The organism is Mucilaginibacter aquaedulcis, from assembly GCF_030409325.1.
GTDB lineage: Bacteria > Bacteroidota > Bacteroidia > Sphingobacteriales > Sphingobacteriaceae > Mucilaginibacter > Mucilaginibacter aquaedulcis.
In genome coordinates this window covers 380,608-402,805 of record NZ_JAUFPR010000008.1, presented here as the reverse complement: position 1 = coordinate 402,805, position 22,198 = coordinate 380,608, and the positions used below count along the sequence as shown (strand labels likewise).

Here is a 22,198-nt window from a genome sequence, read left to right as displayed (position 1 = left end):
TCTTTATATTAATTGGTTTTCTTTTCTAACTGCTCAATTTGGATGGCAAAGTAACGGCTTTTTTCCGGGAATTTCAACATCAATTTTTTATAGGTAGCAATTGCTTTATGATAAAGCATCTGATCGGCATATATCTGCGCCAGTGTTTCGCTTACCAGTTCATTCCTGTCTTCAGAGCTTTTCTTGGCCTTATTTTCATTATCTAATTTATCTATAGCAGGCGGGCGTATCTGTGGCTCCTCCTGTATAAATCTTTCAATAATAATATCTTCTTTCCGTCTTATTTCAGGAACATCACTTTGAGGCGTTTTTTCAAGATCCTCTAATGATCTTACATGAAAAATATTTTCAAAGTATTGCTGTTGCAAAGCATCTGAAGCCTGCTCTTTCAGCTCCGCTGCCTGGGCCTGACCCGGAACTACCGGTGCCGGTGCAGCTAACTGCGGACTTGCATAAGGCTGATAAGTAGCCGCATACTCACGACGCGTTTTATCAAGCCACCACATAAAAGTATAAGGCATTTTTTCATCATTATACTTAGATACGTCCTGGCTTTCAGCGTTGTTATCAATCTGAGCTCCTTGCGTGTATGTAACCTCAGTTTCTGCCGGAGTGGCTTCTTCTTTGGTTTCTGCATTATTTTTTTGATCGGCTGCCGAGTTGTCAAACACAAAGTAATCAGTGCCGGCTATGCTTCCAATGATCCAATCTTCTGATTCAAGGTTAATATCCGGTTCACTTATCTTGTCTTTTTCTTCATTAACCGGGTTGGCAGTATTATCTTCTGTTTGCTGAACATCGTGCCCTGAAAAGCTGATATCTTCAATACCAACAATTTCATCATATACATCATCTTCAATATTGTGTTCAGGCTGCTCCGAAACTACCGAATCATTCCTGCTCTGGTCATCATGATCAACAATGATATCTTCAGCATTTAGTGCTTGAACCGGTTCGGTTTCACTTTCGACTGAAGATTCAATTACCGGTGCTTCTGTTTCTGTTATTTCAGATACAGCACCAATATTGAAGTAATTTTCGCTTGCATTTGTGTCAGTTTCATTAACAGCTATAGTATTTGAAACCGGTGCATGCCCTACAATTTGATCGGGAGATACGATAGCCAGGCTATCAATATCATTAATAAGCTTGTATAATGAATGAGGTTCAAAATAGGCGGCAGCAGTTTGTTTTAATTCTTCATCGCGGTTTGCATGGGCCAGCAGGGCATGCAGCATGCCACTTTGCGGAAACTCATTTACAAGTTGCTGCAAATCATTGCTGTACATTTGCCCGGTATTGGCCGGGTTAGCCAGCAATTCCAGTAATATTTCGTTCTGCCTGTTATTCAAATCTTGATCCACGTGGTTGAAAGTACGAATTGCCTACCAATTAGAAAAGGCCTTGTTAAAAATATCTTCGGTTAACTGCTTTGTGATCTCCTGTATCAGATTTTGTTCCTGCGAGGCGATATCCCCTCTGAAGTTGGCAAACCTTGTAAAAGATTCATCAAAATTGATCTTCTTATCAGCGTCATAAACAAATTTCACCTTCACCGTAATACTTAGCCTGTTAGCATCGGCAATAGGTGCCACGTTGTTGGCTACCGCCTCAATAGATACGGGAGCAATGCTATAACCTGTAATACTGCCCGACATGGTGGCATCGGCCTCACCCCGGCTAATACTCAAACGGCTCTGCGTACGGATCCTGTCTTTCAGGGCCTCGGTAAATGTTTGGCTCAGGTTGTTAACTACAAGCGGTGCCGTGTTTTCAAAAAACTGCACGTTGATGGTTTTCAACGCCGGCGGAATCGAAGCGTTTTTGAGGGTATAACAGGATGATAAAAATAAACTTAATGAACAAACAATGATAACCCCTAATACTTTTTTCATTAATTATAAGTTTAGCTCTTTTATTTTCCTGTATAATGTTCTTTCTGATATACCCAGCTCGTTGGCTGCCAGCTTACGTTTTCCTTTATGCTTTTTCAAAGCCTTACGTATCAGATCCGATTCCTTTTCAATCAACGATAGCGATTCCTCTACCTCTTCGGCCTCGTGCGTTATATTGTATGAATCAACATTGGCATTGTTTGCATTGTTGTTGGTATTGGTATTAACGGGCTGTTGCAAAGTAAATTGCGTTTCTGGGTTACCGGGTAGTTCAATATCCCGGTACAACTGATTAAGCGTTTGTGAATGATTGCTGTAATTAGCAGCCACACCACCATGTTCAATAATATCAGCTACCAGTTTTTTTAACTCCACCATATCCCTTTTCATATCAAACAGCACTTTATAAAGGATATCCCTTTCAGAAAAATCCTCTTTAGGCTGATTGTCCAAACGCATAGGCAAATTACGATTGCCAGTTTCATGTGGAATATAGGTAAGCAATGTTTGTGCGGTAATAATACGGTCTCGCTCCAGAACGGCCAGTTGTTCGGCCATATTTTTTAGCTGCCTTACGTTACCCGGCCACGAGTAATTAATTAATACCTGCTGAGCCTCGTCGTCCAACTGAATAGGCGGTGTACGGTATTTGTCAGTAAAGTCAGATGTAAACTTTCTGAAAAGCAGGTAAACATCCTCTTTCCTGTCGCGCAAAGGAGGTATCTTTAACGGAACAGTATTTAAACGATAGTACAGGTCTTCCCTGAATTTTCCACTTTTTACGGCATCATATACATCAACATTGGTAGCAGCTATAACGCGTACGTTTGTTTTTTCAACTTTTGATGAACCTACCTTTATATATTGCCCCGATTCCAGTACACGCAACAAACGCGCCTGTGTACCCAGCGGCATTTCGGCTATCTCATCTAAAAAGATGGTACCACCGTTTACGGTTTCAAAGTAGCCTTTACGCTCGCCTACTGCGCCGGTATAGGCACCTTTCTCATGTCCGAATAACTCAGAATCGATAGTACCTTCCGGGATGGCGCCGCAGTTTACCGCAATAAACGGCCCGTGTTTACGAGGACTCATCTGGTGGATGATATGCGAAAACACCTCCTTACCACTACCACTTTCACCTGTAATCAGTACCGAAATATCGGTAGGCGAAACCTGGTTGGCAATATTTATAGCCCGGTTAAGCAACGGCGAATTGCCGATGATACCAAAACGCTGTTTAATTTCTTGTATGTCCATAATAAGATAGAGTCAAGATATTAGAGTCAAGAATCAAGAGATTGTTTCGGATTTCAGTACGTGCTCTCTAAATGCAAAAACCATTTTTTGAACCTCCGCTACAGCCTCCATACAATCCCTTAATTTATTAATCGACCCATAGTTTCTACGCTCACATATTAATAATTGTGTTTCAAGTTCAAAAGATGATGATATAGATATTGATAAAAACTCAGCAAAATGCTTATTTGTATTTTTTCCTGAGCCTTCAGCTATATTTGAAGGGATTGAACACGAACTTCTGTTTATTTGATCTATCAAATTATACCGTTCATTTACTGGTAGATCTTTGCTAAAGTCAAATATTAAATCAGTCAAATCCATTGCTTTTTGCCATACTTTTAAATTCTTAAAATTATGCCGCATTCAATTCCTATCTTATCTCTTGATTCTTTTCTCTTGTTTCTAACTAAACCACTTTTCCTATCAAAGTAGCCGAAGTTGATCTTTCAATCAGCACGTTCACATATTCGCCGGGCTTGTAGTTTTCACCAACCGGGAATATCACCATGGCATTCTGATCGCTGCGGCCACAATAATCTTTATCTGATTTTTTAGAGTACCCTTCTATCAATACCTTTTCAACTTTGCCTATACGGGCCTGCATCCGGTAAAAAGAATACTCCTGCTGTTTGGCCACAATTTGTGCCAGGCGGTTTTGCTTTACTTCTTCAGGTATATCATCCTTATAACGTTTGGCTGCTAAAGTGCCGGGCCTTTCGCTATATTTAAACATGTAGGCAAAATCATATTTCACGTAATCCATCATGGATACAGAATCATTATGCTCCTCATCGGTTTCACTGCAAAAACCGGTTATCATATCGGTTGATATGGCACAATCCGGAATAATACGGCGAATAGCATCTATCCTGTTAATGTACCATTCGCGGTCATACGTACGGTTCATCATTTCCAGTATGCGGCTGTTGCCTGATTGTACCGGCAGGTGAATGTAGTTGCAAATATTTTCGTAATTACTAATGGTATATAATACATCGTCGGTTATATCCTTTGGATGCGAGGTTGAAAACCTCACCCGCAAATCAGGATTGATCAGGGCCACCATCTCTAACAGGTTAGCGAAATTAGTGACAGAAGCCTCACCTGGATTCTCTCCAGAGGTAAGTACTTGTTCTGAACTTGAAGTCTCAGCCTCAGAGCCTGCTTTCCATTTATACGAATCCACATTTTGCCCTAACAGGGTAACCTCGCGATAGCCTTTGTTAAACAGATCTGTACATTCAGCAACTATTGATTGCGGATCACGGCTGCGTTCGCGGCCGCGGGTAAATGGCACTACGCAAAACGAGCACATATTATCGCATCCGCGCATGATAGATACAAACGCGTTAATACCATTACTGTTTAAGCGTACGGGGCTAATATCCGCGTAAGTTTCCTCACGGGATAGCAATACGTTCACCGCCTTTTGGCCGCTATCAACCTGGTCTATCAAATTAGGCAGATCACGATATGCATCCGGGCCAACAACTACGTCAACCAGCTTTTCTTCTTCTAAAAATTTTGATTTTAAACGCTCGGCCATGCAACCCAGTACACCTACTACCAATCCCGGGTTTTTAACCTTCGAAATCGTAAATTCCTTTAAACGGTTACGCACGCGCTGCTCCGCGTTTTCGCGAATGGAGCAGGTATTTATAAAAATAACATCAGCTATATTATGATCGGTAGTGGTTTCAAAACCTTGCTCCGATAATATTGACGCAACAATTTCACTGTCTGAAAAATTCATGGCGCAACCATAACTTTCAATATAAAGTTTGCGGCCATTGTTTTTACCGGTCACAGGCTCCAAAACTAAAGCCTCGCCCTGCCTGCTCTCATCGTGTGTTTTATCCGGGATAACCAAATCCATCATTCATTCAAAAATTAGTTTGCAAAAATACATAAAATTTAAATACCCAAATGACATATTGGCAGCATTTAACAAAATCAAAGTTTTATTGTTATATTCCTGAACTAATATCAATTGTTTACCAAAGCGCATGAGTATAGTAACAAACCGGCTTAAAAAGGCGTTAAACCTAAACAACAATTATAACAATAAGAAAACGAACCGGTAAATGGAGCTTAAGTTTTTAAAGCATAGGTGGCAAAAAATATTTTTCAAATTTTTACTGATCCCCTTCATAATTATTCTGCTCCTTGCTTTGGTCATTAACCAATACTGGTCGCCAATTTTAGCCAGTAAGGTACATGATGTTGTTTTAAACAGCAGCGATGGTTTATACAAGGTTGATTTTTCTGACGCCGAACTACATGTGCTTGAGGGTAAAATAACACTATATAACATCACACTGCAACCCGATACAGATGTTTATAAGCAGAAAAAGAAACAACATCTTGCGCCTAACAATCTGGTTGAGCTTAGGGTGAAAAAGTTAGTGCTGCTGAATATACACCCGCTAAGTTTATATTTCAGGCATAAGCTCAACATAGGGCGGGTAATTTTAAATGAGCCCGAAGTAAACATAAGCTATCAGCTTAACCATACTAAGGATACTGTAGTAAAAGACCATCGTACAGCATGGCAAAAAATCTCGAAAAGCCTGAAGTCAATCCACATTGGCCAAATATTACTGAACGATGTAAAGTTGAAATACCAGGACTATTCGGGCAATAAGGTAGTTATATCCGAATTAAAGGAGATGAACCTGAATGCGACCGACCTGCTCATTGATTCGCTGACGCAAACAGACCATTCACGATTGCTTTATTGCAAAGATATTATCACCGAACTAAATAATTACACCGGAAAAACACCCAGCGGGCTTTACACTTATAAAATTAAATACCTCAAGCTTTCAACCCTAACCTCAAAATTAAACATCGAGGGACTGCATTTGGAGCCTGCTCAAACAGGTGTGTTTTTTAATAAAAGCCAGCATGATCGTTTCGGGCTAAATATTGATACCTTACAGCTTAACCATTTCGATTTTTTAAACTATCACAAATACCGGCGGTTAAACGCTGCAAGCCTGGAACTAAGCGGGGGCATATTGAGGGTATTCAGTAACCCTTACGGCAAAAAAGATTCTACAGTTAATCGTGTAAATACCTTCCCCCCTATGATGATTCACCAGATAGGGACCGATATGCGGATAGATACCGTTCGTATCCGTAATTTTGATGTAGAATACTCAGAACTCAATAAAAAATCAAATCAAATAGGCACCCTTACCTTCAATAATACAAGGGGATATTTCTATAATTTAACCAACGATAGCGAGGCCCTTGCCAAAAATAATATGGCAACAGTACAGCTTACCACCTACTTCATGAACCGTGGTCGCCTCGATGTGCAGTTTAATTTTAATTTAACTGATAAAAACGCAGCTTTTACATACAAGGGAGCTTTGGGCCCAATGGATCTGGAAGTACTTAACCCGGCTATTATGCCACTGGCCATGGTTAAAGCATCATCGGGCACGGTTAAGCAATTAAGCTTCGATATTCAGGCCAATAGTAAAGTATTTAAGGGTAAGGTGGGCTTTTTATATAATGACCTTAAAGTAAACATATTTCAGGCCGATACGGTTAACGACCGTTTGAAAAAACGTTCCATCATGTCCATATTCGCGAATTTATTTGTTATTGAGCACAACAATCCGGATACTATTGGCGATGCGCCTCGAATTGCAAATGTGATCTATTCCCGCCCCAAAGACTCGCCGTTTTTTAAAACCATGTGGAAAACACTGCTCGAAGGCATAAAACCATGTGTTGGCTTTGATGATAAAAAACAAAAAGAAACCAAACACCGAATTGAAGAGCATCAACAAAACAAAAAAGACCGCCTGAGCAAAAAAGCCGAACGAAAAAAAAGAAAAGCTGAACGCAAAAAGGAAAAAGAACTAAAAAACGCCCAACGCCGTTTACAAATGGCTACTGCAGCAGAAGTTTAAGGTTGATACCAAAATTGGTGAATGCCGTATTAAAGGTTTGCGAGGTATATGGCCTTGTTAAGTTTGAATCATAAAACAAATTCAGGTTAAAACGTTGGTTGATCACGTAATCAACTGACGGCCGCACGGTGATGTTTTGCGCTCCTGATGATATTTCGGCATCTTCCACATCGGCACGATATATCAGCGTTTTATTATCACGCAGTGAAAAATCAAGCTTAAAGTTAACATCATTGTCTTTACCCGGGCCACCTAACCACCCAAAAGGGAAATGGAAATTTTTGGTATGGTAACCAAAACCAAAAACAATTATCCGCTCATTTTGCTGAGCCAGCTGGCTATTAAGCATACTCAGGCTCAAAGCCCTGCTCTGCCTGTATTCTAAATTAGTGGTCATGCTGTTCTTGAACCTCACACTTGCGCCAAGCAAGGGTACAAACTGTTCAAAAATTGTAACCTGCGAAAACTGGTATAACGGCAAAAAGTCGTTGTTCAAATCCCTTGAATTAGCAGCGCCATTGGCTTCCTGGTATTGCAGCAGTGAGGTAAATCCGTTTACGTTATAGGATGAACGATAGCCATGACTCAGATCAAATGAATCAAAAATATCCTGTAAAAATGGTATTTTACCTAAACCGTTATAAGTGATCTGCCAGTTAGGAATTGGTATGGTTGGGAATTGACTAAGATTGCTGCTTGATGCCTTTTTACCGGTATACGCAGCCAGGAAAGCAGGAACAAGTACGTTCTGCGAGTTTGGACCATAACCATCTGCATACCCATCTGTACTTCCTGATGAATTTGGATTTAACGCGCCCAGCCTTTGCGAAATAATGGCTCGATTATCCAAAAGCTTCTGGTATACCGGCGAGGTATTATTTACACCCGTACTTTTTTTGAATGCCGTAGCAATTGTTAAAAAGGATATGCTGTAGTTACCGGTAGTTACAGGGCTAAGAGTTTCAATATTGTTAGTTGTTGGCAGGTATTTAAAGTTAGCCTGGTAATTACGATCCTGGGTTTTAAAGGCGATCAGCTCAATACGGAGATCTTTAATAGGTTCAATAATCCCCCTGAAGTGCATGTCTTCGTTAAGCGTAGTAACATACAATTGGTTTTGGAGGGTATCACGGGTTATCCAGCCATTGGTTACTGCCTTGGCTCTGATATCTGCCTGGCTGCCCAATAAGAACCCTAAGCCCGGAGCGCCGTAATTAGCATCCGATCCAAAAAAGCCCGATTGCGGCAAATAACCCGGTAAAAATATACCTTGGGTACGGGTATAGGTTCCGCTTAAGTTTTTAATACTTGTTAATAAGTTAATGAGAAAATTACTATCCTTTGAATTAGGGTTGTTGGCTTTACGTATAAACGGGAACTTATTATAAAGCGCAATCATATTCAGGGTTGGGTTTATTTGTATAGCCCTTGAGTTTTGAATACTATTACCAACATCATACGATGGATCATCTATAGCAAAAAGCGGTTGGGTTTGCCAGTTAAAGTGCGCGCTGTACCTGGCCACTACGGCTGCCCAATCCATACCCGGAATTTTGTTAAGAGGCACCGTGTAGTTAAAGTTGATAGTGTGATTATAGTTGGTGGTACGGCCAAGCTTTTTAAGGTTATCCCAAAGGGTATCGCGTTTTAAACCGTTTAACCGGCCGGCTGGCTCATCAACTACCGAAAGGTTGGTGGCATCAATATCCATCTGTAACGACTTGGACAAATTCCACCCGATACCGTATACCCTGGTAATGTTAAAATACTTGTTGAAAGTGGTGGTTGGCACCGGGATAAAGTTATTCGGGTCATTATCCCTCAGTGTGTTTTCTGAATAAAAACGATCAAAGTTGATACTGAAGTTTAACCTTGATGGCAGTATACTGAAGTTAATATCGCGGAACAGGGCAAGTAAATTACTCTTGATGATCTTAGCAAACGGACTATAGTACTTAGGCTGATTGGTATAGTTATAGGCCAGCGTAAAGTTATAGGTCTTTTCCAAATCGCTTTGTGTTACGAAGTCATGATGCGTGTACTGTGTAAAAGCGTACGAAGCGTTTAAATTTTCAACATCCCAAATTCGGTTGGGTGCGCTGGCGTCTGTTTTGGCTTTGTGTACATTGGTGAAGTTTATACTCTTTCGCAAAGTATAATCAACGGCCGCGTTTCTTATCGAGTCGCGCTCCTGGCTGCTGGTAGCTGCCGCAAGGGAAGCTTTGAGTTCCACATCGGGCGAGCCAGGATCATATTGTGGCATACTGATCTGCTTTGCCAGGTTTACGTAGGCCGGTATATGGATACCGCTTTTATCCGGGAAAAACTTTCCGAGTTCCATGTTTGCTGATACATCGTAGGTTTGGTCATCACTACGGCTGCGGTCATTCAGCCTGGAGTCAAGCGTACCGAAGCCTATAGTTGTTTTAGATCCGGCTACGGTAATATCGGCAAAATCGGCAAGCTTGGCATCAAAGCGGGCAGTGGCGGCCCAACCTCCCCGCTGATCAAAATCGGTTAAACGCATCTCATCAAACCATACAATGCCCGATTTATCTAAACCATCATCAACATTAGCCTGTGCATCGCCTTTTAATGGATTCCGGACACCCAGCATAATAGTACGCAGGCGGCTCAGATCTGGCTGACCTTTGATATACACCACCTGATCACCCTCCACATATTTAAATACATCGGTATAAGGTACATTGGAGTGGTTCCGTTTTAACTTGGCCCGGGTTAACAGATCAAGTTCCAGATCAATGGCGTTAGCTGTTGGCCATATCGCGTCCGGATCGCGGGTGCCGGGCTGGGTAACTTTCAACGGTACCTGGTACTCATAATAGTTATCCTGGTAGTCAACACCCAAGCGTACAAAAGCATTCAGGTCATTATCTTTTAGCTGTTCACCTTCGGCGTGTACAAACATTTGCAAACGTTTGTAAGAGCGCAGGTCATTGTAGAATGTCTTGAAGGCCGCTCTTGAATATCCATCACGCAAACCTTTTACGGTTAATGATAATGACTGCTCATTTAGCTTGGTATCGGTTTGCAGGTTGTTATAATTACGCTGGCGGTTAATACCGGGAGGTACCACATAAGGTATTGGTGTACGGTTACCATTTTGCTCAATATTTACTGCCTGTACATCAAGGGTTGAGTTATCAAGTGGTGGATTTTGTATAATTGGATCAGCAATTACATTTAGCGGATTCCTTTCGGTATTAAAAGTACGCCATTCGCCGCGCACGAGTTGCAGTGTGGCGAAACGCAATATGGCGGTATCGGCAAAGTTGGTCATGAACATACGCATAAAACGTATGGCCTTGAAATCCTGAATATTACCTACCTGACTCTGGTAAGCCGTAATTGGTATGCGGAACTGATACCAGTTAATCATTTGGGTTGTACCGTTAGCCAGTTTTACCGAAGCAGTAACTTTATCGCTGATATTATTTTGACCAACTATCATATCGCCGGGACGGATAGATACCCTATATTGAAAATATGAATCTTCCTGGCTCATGTTGTTGTCACGGTTGATATCCTCGCCATCGGGCAGCGATGTAGATGCTGAGTTCTGGATACCCAATTCTGCCTGTGACTGCTCAGCGGTTTTGGAGTTACCTTCTGTACCGTTGTATTTACTGTACCTGTCTAAAATCCCTGCTCTGGCCTGGTCAAGTTCGGGGCCCTGGTAGTACTGATAATCGTCAGATGAGGGGTCATTATTAATAGCATTGGCTGCCTGGGCGTTCAGTTGCCCTTTGATCTGGTTAACTATCGGAGCAAACTTGGTTCTCTCATCGTTATCATTCAAACCGTCTAAACCCACATCCTGCAACTTGCGCGAATCTGGATTATTATCAAAAGCATTAATTACCGGTTGCAGTTTTGAAACCCTGCCCCAATTGGTTTCATCCACCTGTGACAAGTCGCCGTTTACAGGTAAGCTGTTCTCTAAACCTTTACGTCCGTCTTTCAATATATCCTCAGATAAACTACCGAGGTTAAAATACAGATCACCACCAGCCGAGTTAGGTTTGTAGATAAAAGGATCAAGTACCCAAAATTCAATATAAGCCACATTCAATGATTCAAAATCATTGGTTTCCATTTTCCTGAACATACCACCCCAGCGTGTTTTTGGATTTTGCAATGTACCATCCCCATTAATACCGGTAGTTACGTAGTTATATGGCCCGCGCACGGTTGGGTAAAAAGCCATATTGAGTGTAGCCAGGCTTAGTTGCTGCCCCGTTGCCGATTGCTTGTAAGGAAACACCTCCTGCTCAATTACCTGCCTTACATAATGGTTTGAAAGCTCCGACCTTGAAATCGGGATACTGCCCACGTTGGTATAAAATATAGGGTCGATGTTATAGAATGCAAGCCGGGCCCGGTTATAGCCATAGCTCAAATCGTTAAAGGTAGCAGATTCCGGGAAAAGCTGCGGAGTACCTGATATTTGCCAGGTATTGGCACTTTTTATATCAATAATGGATTGGCTGTTCTCAAAATCATCAAGGTACGAAGTTCCGTTTTTGGAGCCTGCAAAATTTAACGCGCCCGGGCTTCCGGGTAATAATTGAGCAAACTCTCCTGTAAAGTTTATGGACGACGGAACCTTGGTATGTATTCCCGGGATCTTATCAACCAAACGTGTTAGCAGCCTCGACTCTGAACTGTAATTGGCATCAAAACCCCATATGGTGTTTGAAATGGATTCGTCGCCGGCCACTTCGTTTTGGGTAATTGGCTGTTCTGTTAAGTGCATCACGGTGGCACCAACGTTCAGTTTATCATTAACGTGATAATCAAACCGTGAACCATATAACGATTTCTGCTGAACACCAAACAGTTCATTATTTTCAAGTTTTACGGTAATAGGCTGCCCTGATGAAAGTAAAGCCTGGTTAAGTATCCGGATCCGGCCTGCGTTATAATCAACCGTATAATCATTTCCCTCCTGGAGTTTTAAAGAGCCTGCCGTTACGTTTACTGACCCTTGTGGAATATTCACCGCGTTAAGCTGATACTCCGAACCACCCGTAGCCGTATAAGTACCCTTAATTACATACCTGTTTAAATTGGGGAAATATTGCTGGGCTATGGTTTTGGTTGAATCATATAGCGGCTGGTAAACATACCGTTTGATCAGGTCCTGTTCTCCGGGATTAAATTTAGCGGCAAGGTCAGACCCAAAGGGTTCCAGCACCGGGAACGAAATGCGGCCGTTTTGCGAATCAATAGTTACACCTTCTAAAAAGTCAAAATACCCATCGGGCTGTTTGGCATTTTGCTGGTTGAGGTTATCGAGCCCAGCTATTTGCAGCCAAAGTTTTCCTTTGGTGGTTTGGCCTTCCTCCATCACTGTTTTCTCGATGCCCGATTTATCGTCGAGCCGGGTAACGGTCAGTTTAAAATCTGTATTACTGATCTGGAAAGCACCCAGCGAGTAGATGTTTTTCATCATCAGATCCCAGCTTGGCAGGTTGGTTTTAAGCAATTCGTTTTTCAGCAACTTAACAAACAGCACCTTGGGCGCGTTAGGATCAACCGCTACATCACTGCTAAACTCACCAACCTGGTACTGTACACCATTTACTGTATACTGATAGGCTACTGCCAAAACCTCATCATTATTCAAGGGGTAATTAAGCGATATATAACCTAACTGTGGATGCAGTGTAAATTCCTTATCGGTAAGTTTACGTGCATAGGTAAGTTTGGAATAGTTATCGGTATTGCCTGTTGTTTGAAAATATGTAGCTATTGAGTTGGAATTAGTTAAACGCGCATCGCCAGGCAGGTTGTTTAATAGTGTGTTGGATTGCTGATTAAATCCCGGGCCCTTAAAACCGGCAGGTAAAGCGCTGAAACCCGCGCCACCCTGCACACGGGTTTTGTTGTAAGGATTGTTTTCGCCCAGATCCAAAAACGCAACAATGTCCCTTGAATCGGTTGTTACGTTGGTACGGTTAGTTGTCCAAACCTCAATTTTGGTAATATTTATATTGGAGCTGATGATGGGAATGTTAGCCAGCGCCCGGTTATAATTATTTCGGAAGTATTGTGATAAAAAGAAGTGCTTGTTGGCCTCATAATCTGCCGGGGTTAACCTAAACTCGCCTTGCTGCGAACCATTGGTAATAGTAATGGTTTTTGACTCTGACCGTTGTTGCGACAAAATACTCGTTACATCAAGCCGGCCAAACTTCAATTTGGTTTTTACACCAAAAAGGGCTTGCGTACCTGTTATTAAAGAGGTATTTAAAGGCATACTAACCGTACCGGCCTCCACCTTTTGAATGATCTCATCGGGCGAGCCTGTATAGTCGAGCTTTATCTGGTTATCAAACTGAAACTGTGCGTCGGTATTATAATTGGTGGTTATTTTTAATTTATCACCAATATTTCCGGTTACGTTAAGCTGTATCTTTTGATCGAAATTAAAATTGAACTGGTTGCGTTGGCGTGTTGTGAATAAAGGGTTTTGGTTTTGGTTTAGTTGTCCGGCTAAGATCATCTCTGCCGAGCCTTGAGGTCTGATATCAATGTTTTGGCCTCCGAATATTTGCTCAAAGGTTCGGCTGCGTACTTTTATTGATGGTATAAATCCTGGCTGCTGTGAATCGTAAGCATAATTATCGGCCAGTTGTTTATAGTACATCCGTTGATTTACCTTTCCTTTCAGCTTTAAATACTGGGCAAAAGTGAGGTATTGTGGCGGCCGGTATAATAAATTACCTACACGCTCGTACAGGATGTACATGTTTGTTGCAGGGTCGTACTCAATTGTACGCACCATGTTAGGCGGATCGGGATCGAAAATACCTTCCCTAAGCCTTACGTTTTTAGGTTCGGTTAAATTTACGGGTGCGCCTGGTTGCGTCGTATCTCTTTTAGCACCCGGAAGCCGTTGTTGTGCATATACACTACCACCCAGCCCACTAAACGCCAAAATGAACAACACACTTATAATAATATTATAAGTAAATATTTTTATCAAAGGTTAGTAAGAAATTTGTACGTAATTATAGAGTTTTTAAGGCGAACTTTATAAGTTGTTCAACGGTTAATTCTCCATTATTTTTATTCAATTCCTGATCCAATACCTTCTCGGCCGCATTCTTCGCAAACCCAAGCATAACAAGTGCCGAAAGCGCTTCGTCTTTAACTGTTTTGCTTACAGGCACAACAGTTAAAGTGTCCGGACCTTCTTTGCGCAGTTTGTCCTGCAGCTCCAGGATTATTCGCTGGGCCGATTTAGGTCCTATCCCTTTAATTCTTTGTATTAAAGCAACATTGCCGCTAACAATGGCTGCTTGTATTTCGGCAGGGGTTATTGATGACAGCATCATTCGCCCTGTATTTGGCCCGATGCCAGATATGGATACCAGGTGTAAGAACAAGCGGCGCTCGCCATCGTCGGCAAAACCGTACAAGGTAAGCGCATCCTCTTTTACGTGCTGCCAGATAAATAGTTTGCAAAATTCTGCTTCACCCAGCCTGGAATATGTATTTAATGATATATTAATGTGATAACCTATGCCCCCCGCATCTATAACTACATATGACGGACTTTTGAATACCAATTTACCACTAATATAATCGTACATAATATTTATTTTTTATACATATAATATCAAGTTTTAGTATCAGGGATGAAGACTGGTGCAAGAATTTATGTGCAAGAGTCTTAAAATCTTGATACTTGATACTAAAACTTGATACTCTTTATTTACCTGTAAGTTTACTAAAAATGCCTGTAGGTTTTGCGGCTTCAGCTTTAGCCTGTGCGTCAACTACTGCAATAGTTACCATGTTTACAATTTCACGAACCGAGCTTCCCAATTGCAACACATGCACCGGCTTTTTCAACCCTAACAATATTGGCCCAACAGCCTCTGCCCTACCTATTTCCTGTAATAATTTATAGGCAATGTTACCCGATTCCAGATTAGGGAATATCAGGGTATTTGCCGGCTTTCCGTTCAGGGTTGAGAAAGGGAAATTATCGGCAAGCAAATCTGAGTTTAGGGCAAAGTTGGCCTGCATATCACCGTCAACTACCATATCAGGATAGCGTTTGTGTAGTAAGCGTACGGTTTCCCTTGTTTTTTCAGGTACCGGCCCATCGTTTGAGCCAAAGTTTGAGTATGAAAGTACAGCTATCCTCGGGTTTACATTAAACTGTTTAACCGAGCGCTCAACAAGCACAGTAATATCAACAAGCTCCTCAACCGTAGGGTTTTCATTAACAGTAGTATCACCAAAAAACACAGGCCCTTTTTCGGTTATCATCATATACATACCCGCCACACGGTTTACACCCATTTCAGTACCGATAATTTGAAGTGCCGGTTTAATGGTTGTAACATAGTTTTTGGTAAGACCGGATATCAAAGCATCGGCCCTGCCAAACTGAACCATGCAGGCTCCGTAATAGTTGCGGTCAATCAACAACTTTCTGGCCTCGAACAATGTTATGCCACGGCGCTGACGTTTTTTATACAAAAACTCCGCGTACTCTTCCATGTTTTCACAGCCTTCACGAGGATCAATGATCTGCACATCACCAAGATCGAGCTCGTTTTCGCTCATGATGCGTTTTATACGCTCCACATTACCCAATAAAATTGGTGTGGCTATACCCTCTTCTTTAACGATCTGAGCCGATCTTAAAATTTTGTAATTATCAGCTTCCGCAAATACCACGCGTTTAGGGCTCTGTTTTGCCTTGTTGGTTAAGTTACGGAGCAGTTTATCGTTGGTGCCTAATCTCAGTCTTAATTCTTCATGATATGCTTCCCAGTCGGTAATAACTTTACGTGCTACTCCTGAGTCAATGGCTGCTTTAGCTACTGCTGATGATACCTCAACAATAAGTCTTTGATCCATTGGTTTAGGAATGATATAATCCTTACCGAATTTTAAGTTGGTAATATTATAAGCCAGGTTAACCGCTTCCGGAACCGGCTTTTTAGCCATCTCCGCAATAGCATGCGTAGCGGCTATCTTCATTTCCTCATTAATAGCGGTAGCCCTAACATCAAGCGCGCCCCTGAAAATGTAAGGGAAACCTAAAACGTTGTTCACCTGGTTAGGAAAATCGGAGCGGCCAGTGGCCATAATAATATCGTCGCGGGTTTTAATAGCCAGATCATAAGTGATCTCAGGCTCGGGATTGGCCATGGCAAACACGATAGGTTTTTTAGCCATAGCTTTCAACATATCCGGTGTTACCACATTACCTGCAGAAAGGCCAACAAACACATCGGCATTTTTCATGGCATCGGCCAGTGTTTTAATATCGGTACGGGTTGTTGCAAATTCCAGCCTGATGTCGTCAAGATCGGTACGATCAGGTGTCAGCAGTCCGTTAATATCAAACATCACCAGGTTTTCTTTTTTAACACCGAGTGACAGGTACATTTTTGAACAGGATACCGCTGCGGCACCTGCACCATTAACTACCATTTTTATTTTATCAAGCTTTTTGCCCTGTATCTCACATGCATTCATTAAAGCGGCCCCGGATATGATGGCCGTTCCATGCTGATCATCGTGCATTACAGGGATATTCATTTCGGCCTTAAGCCTGCGTTCTATCTCGAAACAGGTTGGTGCCGATATATCTTCGAGGTTTACACCACCAAAAGTGGGCTCAAGCGCTTTTACAATTTTTACAAAGTCGTCAACATTTTTGGCATCCAGTTCCAGATCAAAAACATCAATATCTGCATAAATCTTAAACAGCAGCCCTTTACCTTCCATTACCGGTTTGCTGGCTTCGGGGCCAATGTTGCCTAAACCCAGTACGGCTGTACCATTACTGATAACAGCCACCAGATTCCCCTTGGCGGTATACTTGTATACATCCTCTACATTTTCAGCAATGCGCAAACATGGCTCGGCCACACCAGGCGAATAAGCCATGGTTAAATCACGTTGCGAATTGGTAGGCTTAGTAGGAACTACCTGTATTTTTCCGGGGCGACCTTGTGAGTGGTAGTTTAAGGCGTCCTGTTTACGGTTATTATTCTTGTTCATTTCTCAAAATTCAAGCGCTCAAAATTACAATTCTTTTTATGGTAAGCTGTATAAAAAAACCCGGCTTTGAAATATATCAAAACCGGGTTATTCATACTCAGGCCTTTAACCTTTATTTATGTTTTTATAATTGTTTAGCATATGAGCTATACTTATAATAAAAGCTTATATAACCTTTTTAGCTTTTTGACTGACCGAGGCGCTGGTTGAAGCCTCATCGCCATTGGCAACCTTAATGGTTACCCCTACTGGTGCCTTGTTACTTTTCAGGTGATTCCACACTTTCAGATCCTGTACCTCTACCCCATATTTATCGGCAATAGCGGCCAGCGTTTCTCCTCTTTTAACTTTATGACGCGAGGGTAAGCGGCGTTCAGGTTTATTCTCGGTGTATGATGCATAGGCTACCTTTGGCTCAGTTAGCACAGGCTCGCTGGTACCGTTCAGTACATTGTAAAGGGCGGCATAATTTTCCTTGGCGGTTTGAGGTAATATCAACCTTCTCGGCGTGGCTGCACTGCCGTTGACAATCAGCCTGCGATAAGCCGGGTTTAAAACGGCCAGCTCATGAATATCTACATTCAGAGCCTGCGAAACACTGCTCAACGTAACGTATTTTTTCACCATAACGGTGTCGGTCTTTATCGAAAAGTTACAAGCCTGCGCAACTATGTTATGTTTATTAAAATAATGCATCACATAGTTCATGGCAATAAAGGCGGGTACATACCCGCGCGTTTCGGTAGGCAGGTACTGACGGGCGCTCCAGAAATCATTAGCACCTGCTTTTTCAACAGCACGCTCCACATTACTTTTGCCACAGTTGTATGAAGCTATGGCCAGCAGCCAATCGCCAAATTCCTGGTAAGCATCTTTTAAATAAGCAGCGGCAGCGTAGGTGGCCTGGATAGGATCACGACGCTCATCAATATAACTGTCAATATTAAGCCCGTACAATTTACCTGTGGTGTACATAAACTGCCACGGACCGGTAGCCCCAACCCTTGAAACCGCATTAGGATCAAGTTTGGATTCAACTATCGACAAAAACTTTATTTCTTCGGGGATACCCGCATCACGGAAAGCTTTCTCGTAAATGGGGAAGTAATATTTAGAAAGCCCCACTACCTGGCCCATCTCGTCGCGGTTTTGCATGTACAGGTCAATGTAACTTTGTACGTATTCGTTATACTCCAGCGGAATATCTTTACTGATAGAATCTAATCTGCGTTCATAAATACCTTTGAGCGGTGCCGGTGCTGCAGGCGCTATCGTTTTGTTAACAACAGCGCGAAGTGTGGTATCTCTAAAAACGGGTAGCCACTGAAAGTTTAATTTTGCTGAAGAAAGTGTTTTAGCATGGACAATTTGCAATAAGAAAAGGCAGATGGTAAGCGTAAATAATCTCTTCATTCTTTAGGGTTTTAATTAAAGAAGACACATGCCGACAAGGGCGAATTTTACTAATTTATCAAATTTTTTAAAGTTCAAGGAAATATTTTGAAAAATTCAGCAATTCCTGCTCGTTAAAATGTTTGGTTAGCAATTGTAAACCTAACGGTAAACCCTTACTATTATTGCCCACCGGTAGCGATATAGCCGGTACGCCGGTTAGTGAGGCTTGTACGGTAAATATGTCGGAAAGATACATTACAATAGGATCTTTTTCGGTTGTACCAATTTTAAAGGCAGGTTCAGGAGCCGTTGGCACCAGTATAAAATCGTATTCGTTTAATATCTGATCGGTTTTTTCCTGTATCAGCCTGCGTACCTTTTGAGCTTTGGCGTAATAGGCATCATAGTAACCAGCGCTGAGTACAAATGTGCCCAGCATGATACGGCGCTTCACTTCCTTACCAAAACCTTCTGACCGGGAACGTTTATAGGTTGACTGCAGATCATCGGCCGACGGGCTGCGATAACCATAATGTACACCATCAAACCTGGCCAGATTGGATGATGCTTCGGCCATAGCTAAAATGTAGTATGCCGGTACCAGGTAATCTAATTGCTCAAATGCTATCGGCGTTACAGTATGCCCTTCGGCGCGAAGTTTATCAATATATTTTACAAGCTTGTCTTTTATCTCACCATCAACACCGGGGCTCGAAAGTGCTTCCTGCAAATAGGCTATCTTTTTTTTGCCCGGCTTTTCTATATGATTTGAAAACGCGGGTACATCTTTTTGTGCCAGCGTACTATCGTACTCATCCGGACCGGCCATTACCTCCAGTAAAAGGGCAGCATCTTCAACCGAACGGGTAATTGGCCCAACCTGATCAAATGATGACGCAAAGGCGATGATACCATGTCTTGATATGCGGCCATAGGTAGGTTTAAAACCTATTACCCCGCAAAATGATGCAGGCTGCCTTACAGAACCACCTGTATCTGTCCCGATGGCGGCATGGCACATGTTGGCCTGTACAGCAACTGCCGAACCGCCCGATGAGCCACCAGAAACCCGTGTTTCATCGGCCTGGTTTTTTACCGGACCAAAGTACGAGGTTTCGTTAGCGCCGCCCATGGCAAACTCGTCGCAGTTACAACGACCAATAATTACTACATCTTCGGCCAGTAGCCGTTCAACAATGGTTGATGAATAAATAGAGGTGAAATCTTTTAATATTTTTGATGAAGCGCTTACCTGGTGCCCCTTATAGCAAATGTTATCTTTTATGGCGATAACCATACCGGCCAGTTTTCCGGCGGTACCGTTTTTTATACGGATGTCTACGTTTTTTGCGTTGATTACTGCTTCGTCTTCAAAAACTTCGTTAAAAGCATTGAGGTGAGCATTCTTTTTAATTTGATCGAGGTAGTTTTTTACCAGTCCTTCTACTGTAATTTCCGCACGTTGCAACCCGCTCCTTATTTCACTTAAAGAGGAATAAAATTTAGCCATGGGGCTAAAATAAAAAACTTATCTGTTGAAATAAGAAATAATTCAACAGATAAGTGTATATACTTTGGAAAATCAATAATCTAAATTAAACCGGGGATACTTAATGTATTAAGCTTTTGGTTTTTCTTCAGTTGTTGATGTATTGCTTTCGCCGTTTTGCGCGTCTTTAAATTCTTTAACGCCTTTTCCTAAACCTCTCATTAGTTCAGGTATTTTTTTACCGCCAAACAATAAAAGTATTGCAATGATGATCAGAATAATTTCTGGTGCGCCTAATCCACCCATGATTTTTAAGTTTTATGTTATGTAAATATTATTTATGACTTGAATTCTTCGTGTTCTGTTTTTGCAGGCTCTTCCGCTGTTTTTTTAGTAAGGTCGATATGAGTTTCGGTTGCCGGCTCTTCTGCTGTACTTACGTAGTTATCCGAAATTGGGATTGTATTGGGTACAGGGTTTGAATACGGTGTAGTATGCTCTGCTGTAACATTTTCGCTATGTTCAGTCTCAGGAGCGGTAGTATTCTCAATCTGCGGGGTTTCCTGAACCTTGGTTTCGGTCTTTTTATCCTCGTAGTTGTTTATCTGGTTATTGATCTCACGTTTTACATCTTCAGAGGCATCTTTAAAATCACGAATGCCTTTACCCAAGCCACGAGCCAGATCTGGAAGTTTTTCGCCCCCAAATAGCATCAATGCTGCAAAAAGTATCAGTACCATCTCACCTGTACCAATATTTAAAAATAAAAAAACTGAACTTAACATAGCATTTTTTTTAAGGTTACAAATATATACAATTATAATTTCATAAAGTTCATAACTAATTAGTTAGGTGCCAACCATATTTTAGGGTTCACCGCCGATACGCCTTTGTAAATCTCAAAGTGAGCTTCCGTTTCACCGGTTGACGGATCGGTTGCTACCGTTCCTAAAACCTGTTTGGTTGTTACCTTTTGTCCTCTGGCCACACTAACTGATCGCAAATTGGCATACACCGTAAAGTACTCCCCATGCCTGATCATCACCAGGTATGTACCGCTTACGTCAACTACTTTTATCACGTCGCCATCAAACACAGCCCTCACATTGCCTCCCGGCGTTGTACGAATATCAACACCTGTGCTTTCGCTCTTAATACCCTCAGGCGTGCTGTAAACACCAAACCCTTGTGTTATACCCCCATTGGCTACCGGCCATGGCAAACGGCCCCGGTTACCCAAAAAGTCGTTTGATAATTTGGCTGCCTCCGGCGTAGCATTCAATATACTTGAAGTAGTACGCACTACAGGCTTAGCTGCTACCGCCGGCGGCGTTTTATTTTCGGCCTTGGCCTTTGCTGCTGCTACACGTGCCGCTTCCCGCGCCTCTTCTTCGGCCTTGCGCCTTGCCTCTTCAATTTCCCTGCGAATGGCAGCACCAATCTCCTTGTTGGTTTTAGCAATTTTCACTTGCAAATCACGCTGCTGCTTTTTAAGCTGCCCTTCATGCTGCGACAGATCGCTTACCACCTTCACCTGGTTGTTTTTTTCTTTACCCAGGGTTTCTTTTTCCTTTTGCTGATCAGCCAGCAAGTTACTTTTCTCCTGCTTGTTTTTATCAAGCTCGGTTATTTTTATATGCAGGTCTTTTTGAGTACCCTGTATGTAACCCGCCTGGCGCTCGCGATAAGTACCAAACTGCTGTAAATATTTTAAACGTTTGTAGGCCTGGTTAAAATCTTTCGCGGCAAAAATAAACATCAGCTTATTGTAAGCACTTTGATTGCGGTATGCAAAAAGTACCATGGCCGCATATTCTTTTTTTAGCTGGTCAAGCTGCTTTTGTAAGCTATGTACGGTATTATTGCTCTCGGAGATCTGGTTATCTAAATTTCTTACCTCCGAATTAATAATATTTATTTTTTCTTCTCTCAGGTTTATCTGGGCCTTTAACAAGCTCAGCTGCTTTAAAGTAGCTCTTTTATTTTGAGAGGTTTCCTGGTAATCTTTATTTAATTGCTCCAGTTCCTCTGATAATTTATCACGTCTTCGTTTTAACTCGGCACTGCTTTGTGCATGCACATCAACCGCAATAAATACCGCTATTATAAAAAATACTGCTTTTAGAAATTTCATT

Annotated in this window: 14 protein-coding genes; 1 reads left to right on the top strand and 13 read right to left on the bottom strand. The window is 41.9% G+C overall.

Annotated features, from left to right (window positions below):
• Nucleotides 1-8: 8 nt before the first annotated feature.
• From QWZ01_RS25805 to miaB, 5 genes are read right to left on the bottom strand one after another with little or no spacing between them, the layout of a single operon-like run.
• On the bottom strand, nucleotides 9-1,364 hold the full coding sequence (locus QWZ01_RS25805) for a hypothetical protein (protein WP_290328662.1): 1,356 nt from the start codon (nucleotides 1,362-1,364) through the stop codon (nucleotides 9-11).
• A gap of 21 nt (nucleotides 1,365-1,385) precedes the next feature.
• Nucleotides 1,386-1,895, bottom strand: coding sequence for an LptE family protein (locus QWZ01_RS25800; RefSeq protein ID WP_290328660.1), 510 nt, complete (start codon nucleotides 1,893-1,895; stop codon nucleotides 1,386-1,388).
• Nucleotides 1,896-1,898: 3 nt separating this feature from the next.
• Entirely contained in the window at nucleotides 1,899-3,155 is a 1,257-nt protein-coding gene (locus QWZ01_RS25795) for a sigma-54 interaction domain-containing protein (RefSeq protein WP_290328658.1), read from the bottom strand.
• A 33-nt stretch (nucleotides 3,156-3,188) separates the two neighbouring features.
• A complete protein-coding gene (locus tag QWZ01_RS25790) occupies nucleotides 3,189-3,560 on the bottom strand; it encodes a four helix bundle protein (RefSeq protein WP_290328656.1) in 372 nt (123 codons plus the stop codon).
• A gap of 43 nt (nucleotides 3,561-3,603) precedes the next feature.
• Entirely contained in the window at nucleotides 3,604-5,076 is a 1,473-nt protein-coding gene (gene miaB / locus QWZ01_RS25785) for a tRNA (N6-isopentenyl adenosine(37)-C2)-methylthiotransferase MiaB (RefSeq protein WP_290328654.1), read from the bottom strand.
• A gap of 292 nt (nucleotides 5,077-5,368) precedes the next feature.
• Between miaB and QWZ01_RS25780 the strand changes: the two genes are divergently transcribed.
• On the top strand, nucleotides 5,369-7,123 hold the full coding sequence (locus QWZ01_RS25780; RefSeq protein WP_290328650.1) for a hypothetical protein: 1,755 nt from the start codon (nucleotides 5,369-5,371) through the stop codon (nucleotides 7,121-7,123).
• Here the strand turns inward: QWZ01_RS25780 and sov are convergent.
• From sov to QWZ01_RS25740, 8 genes are all read right to left on the bottom strand, one after another.
• The gene (sov, locus tag QWZ01_RS25775; RefSeq protein ID WP_290328648.1) at nucleotides 7,104-14,135 is read right to left on the bottom strand and encodes a T9SS outer membrane translocon Sov/SprA; all 7,032 of its coding nucleotides are present in this window, start codon (nucleotides 14,133-14,135) and stop codon (nucleotides 7,104-7,106) included. The two genes, QWZ01_RS25780 and sov, sit on opposite strands and share 20 nt — an antisense overlap.
• A 25-nt stretch (nucleotides 14,136-14,160) precedes the next feature.
• Nucleotides 14,161-14,745: a Holliday junction branch migration protein RuvA gene (gene ruvA / locus QWZ01_RS25770; RefSeq protein WP_290328647.1), complete on the bottom strand. Its 585-nt coding sequence runs from the start codon at nucleotides 14,743-14,745 to the stop codon at nucleotides 14,161-14,163.
• Between the two features lie 118 nt (nucleotides 14,746-14,863).
• Nucleotides 14,864-17,179, bottom strand: a complete 2,316-nt coding sequence (locus tag QWZ01_RS25765; RefSeq protein WP_290328645.1) for an NADP-dependent malic enzyme — start codon at nucleotides 17,177-17,179, stop codon at nucleotides 14,864-14,866.
• Between the two features lie 165 nt (nucleotides 17,180-17,344).
• Nucleotides 17,345-18,592, bottom strand: coding sequence for a lytic transglycosylase domain-containing protein (locus QWZ01_RS25760; RefSeq protein WP_290328644.1), 1,248 nt, complete (start codon nucleotides 18,590-18,592; stop codon nucleotides 17,345-17,347).
• Nucleotides 18,593-18,659: 67 nt separating this feature from the next.
• The gene (gene gatA, locus QWZ01_RS25755) at nucleotides 18,660-20,084 is read right to left on the bottom strand and encodes an Asp-tRNA(Asn)/Glu-tRNA(Gln) amidotransferase subunit GatA (protein WP_290328642.1); all 1,425 of its coding nucleotides are present in this window, start codon (nucleotides 20,082-20,084) and stop codon (nucleotides 18,660-18,662) included.
• Nucleotides 20,085-20,192: 108 nt separating this feature from the next.
• Nucleotides 20,193-20,369 (bottom strand): Sec-independent protein translocase subunit TatA/TatB, encoded by a 177-nt coding sequence (locus QWZ01_RS25750; RefSeq protein WP_172337492.1) that lies wholly within the window; start codon nucleotides 20,367-20,369, stop codon nucleotides 20,193-20,195.
• 32 nt (nucleotides 20,370-20,401) lie between these two features.
• Nucleotides 20,402-20,848 carry a Sec-independent protein translocase subunit TatA/TatB gene (locus QWZ01_RS25745; protein WP_290328636.1) on the bottom strand — a complete coding sequence of 149 codons (447 nt, stop codon included), beginning with the start codon at nucleotides 20,846-20,848 and terminating at the stop codon, nucleotides 20,402-20,404.
• A gap of 59 nt (nucleotides 20,849-20,907) precedes the next feature.
• A complete protein-coding gene (locus tag QWZ01_RS25740; protein WP_290328634.1) occupies nucleotides 20,908-22,197 on the bottom strand; it encodes a murein hydrolase activator EnvC family protein in 1,290 nt (429 codons plus the stop codon).
• Between the last annotated feature and the right edge of the window lies 1 nt (nucleotide 22,198).

Coding starts and splice junctions, on each gene's coding strand:
- QWZ01_RS25800 (WP_290328660.1), bottom strand. CDS start 1,895: ATGAAAAAAGTATTAGGGGTTATCATTGTTTGTTCATTAAGTTTATTT.
- QWZ01_RS25795 (WP_290328658.1), bottom strand. CDS start 3,155: ATGGACATACAAGAAATTAAACAGCGTTTTGGTATCATCGGCAATTCG.
- QWZ01_RS25790 (WP_290328656.1), bottom strand. CDS start 3,560: ATGCGGCATAATTTTAAGAATTTAAAAGTATGGCAAAAAGCAATGGAT.
- miaB (WP_290328654.1), bottom strand. CDS start 5,076: ATGATGGATTTGGTTATCCCGGATAAAACACACGATGAGAGCAGGCAG.
- ruvA (WP_290328647.1), bottom strand. CDS start 14,745: ATGTACGATTATATTAGTGGTAAATTGGTATTCAAAAGTCCGTCATAT.
- QWZ01_RS25765 (WP_290328645.1), bottom strand. CDS start 17,179: ATGAACAAGAATAATAACCGTAAACAGGACGCCTTAAACTACCACTCA.
- QWZ01_RS25760 (WP_290328644.1), bottom strand. CDS start 18,592: ATGAAGAGATTATTTACGCTTACCATCTGCCTTTTCTTATTGCAAATT.
- gatA (WP_290328642.1), bottom strand. CDS start 20,084: ATGGCTAAATTTTATTCCTCTTTAAGTGAAATAAGGAGCGGGTTGCAA.
- QWZ01_RS25750 (WP_172337492.1), bottom strand. CDS start 20,369: ATGGGTGGATTAGGCGCACCAGAAATTATTCTGATCATCATTGCAATA.
- QWZ01_RS25745 (WP_290328636.1), bottom strand. CDS start 20,848: ATGTTAAGTTCAGTTTTTTTATTTTTAAATATTGGTACAGGTGAGATG.
- QWZ01_RS25740 (WP_290328634.1), bottom strand. CDS start 22,197: ATGAAATTTCTAAAAGCAGTATTTTTTATAATAGCGGTATTTATTGCG.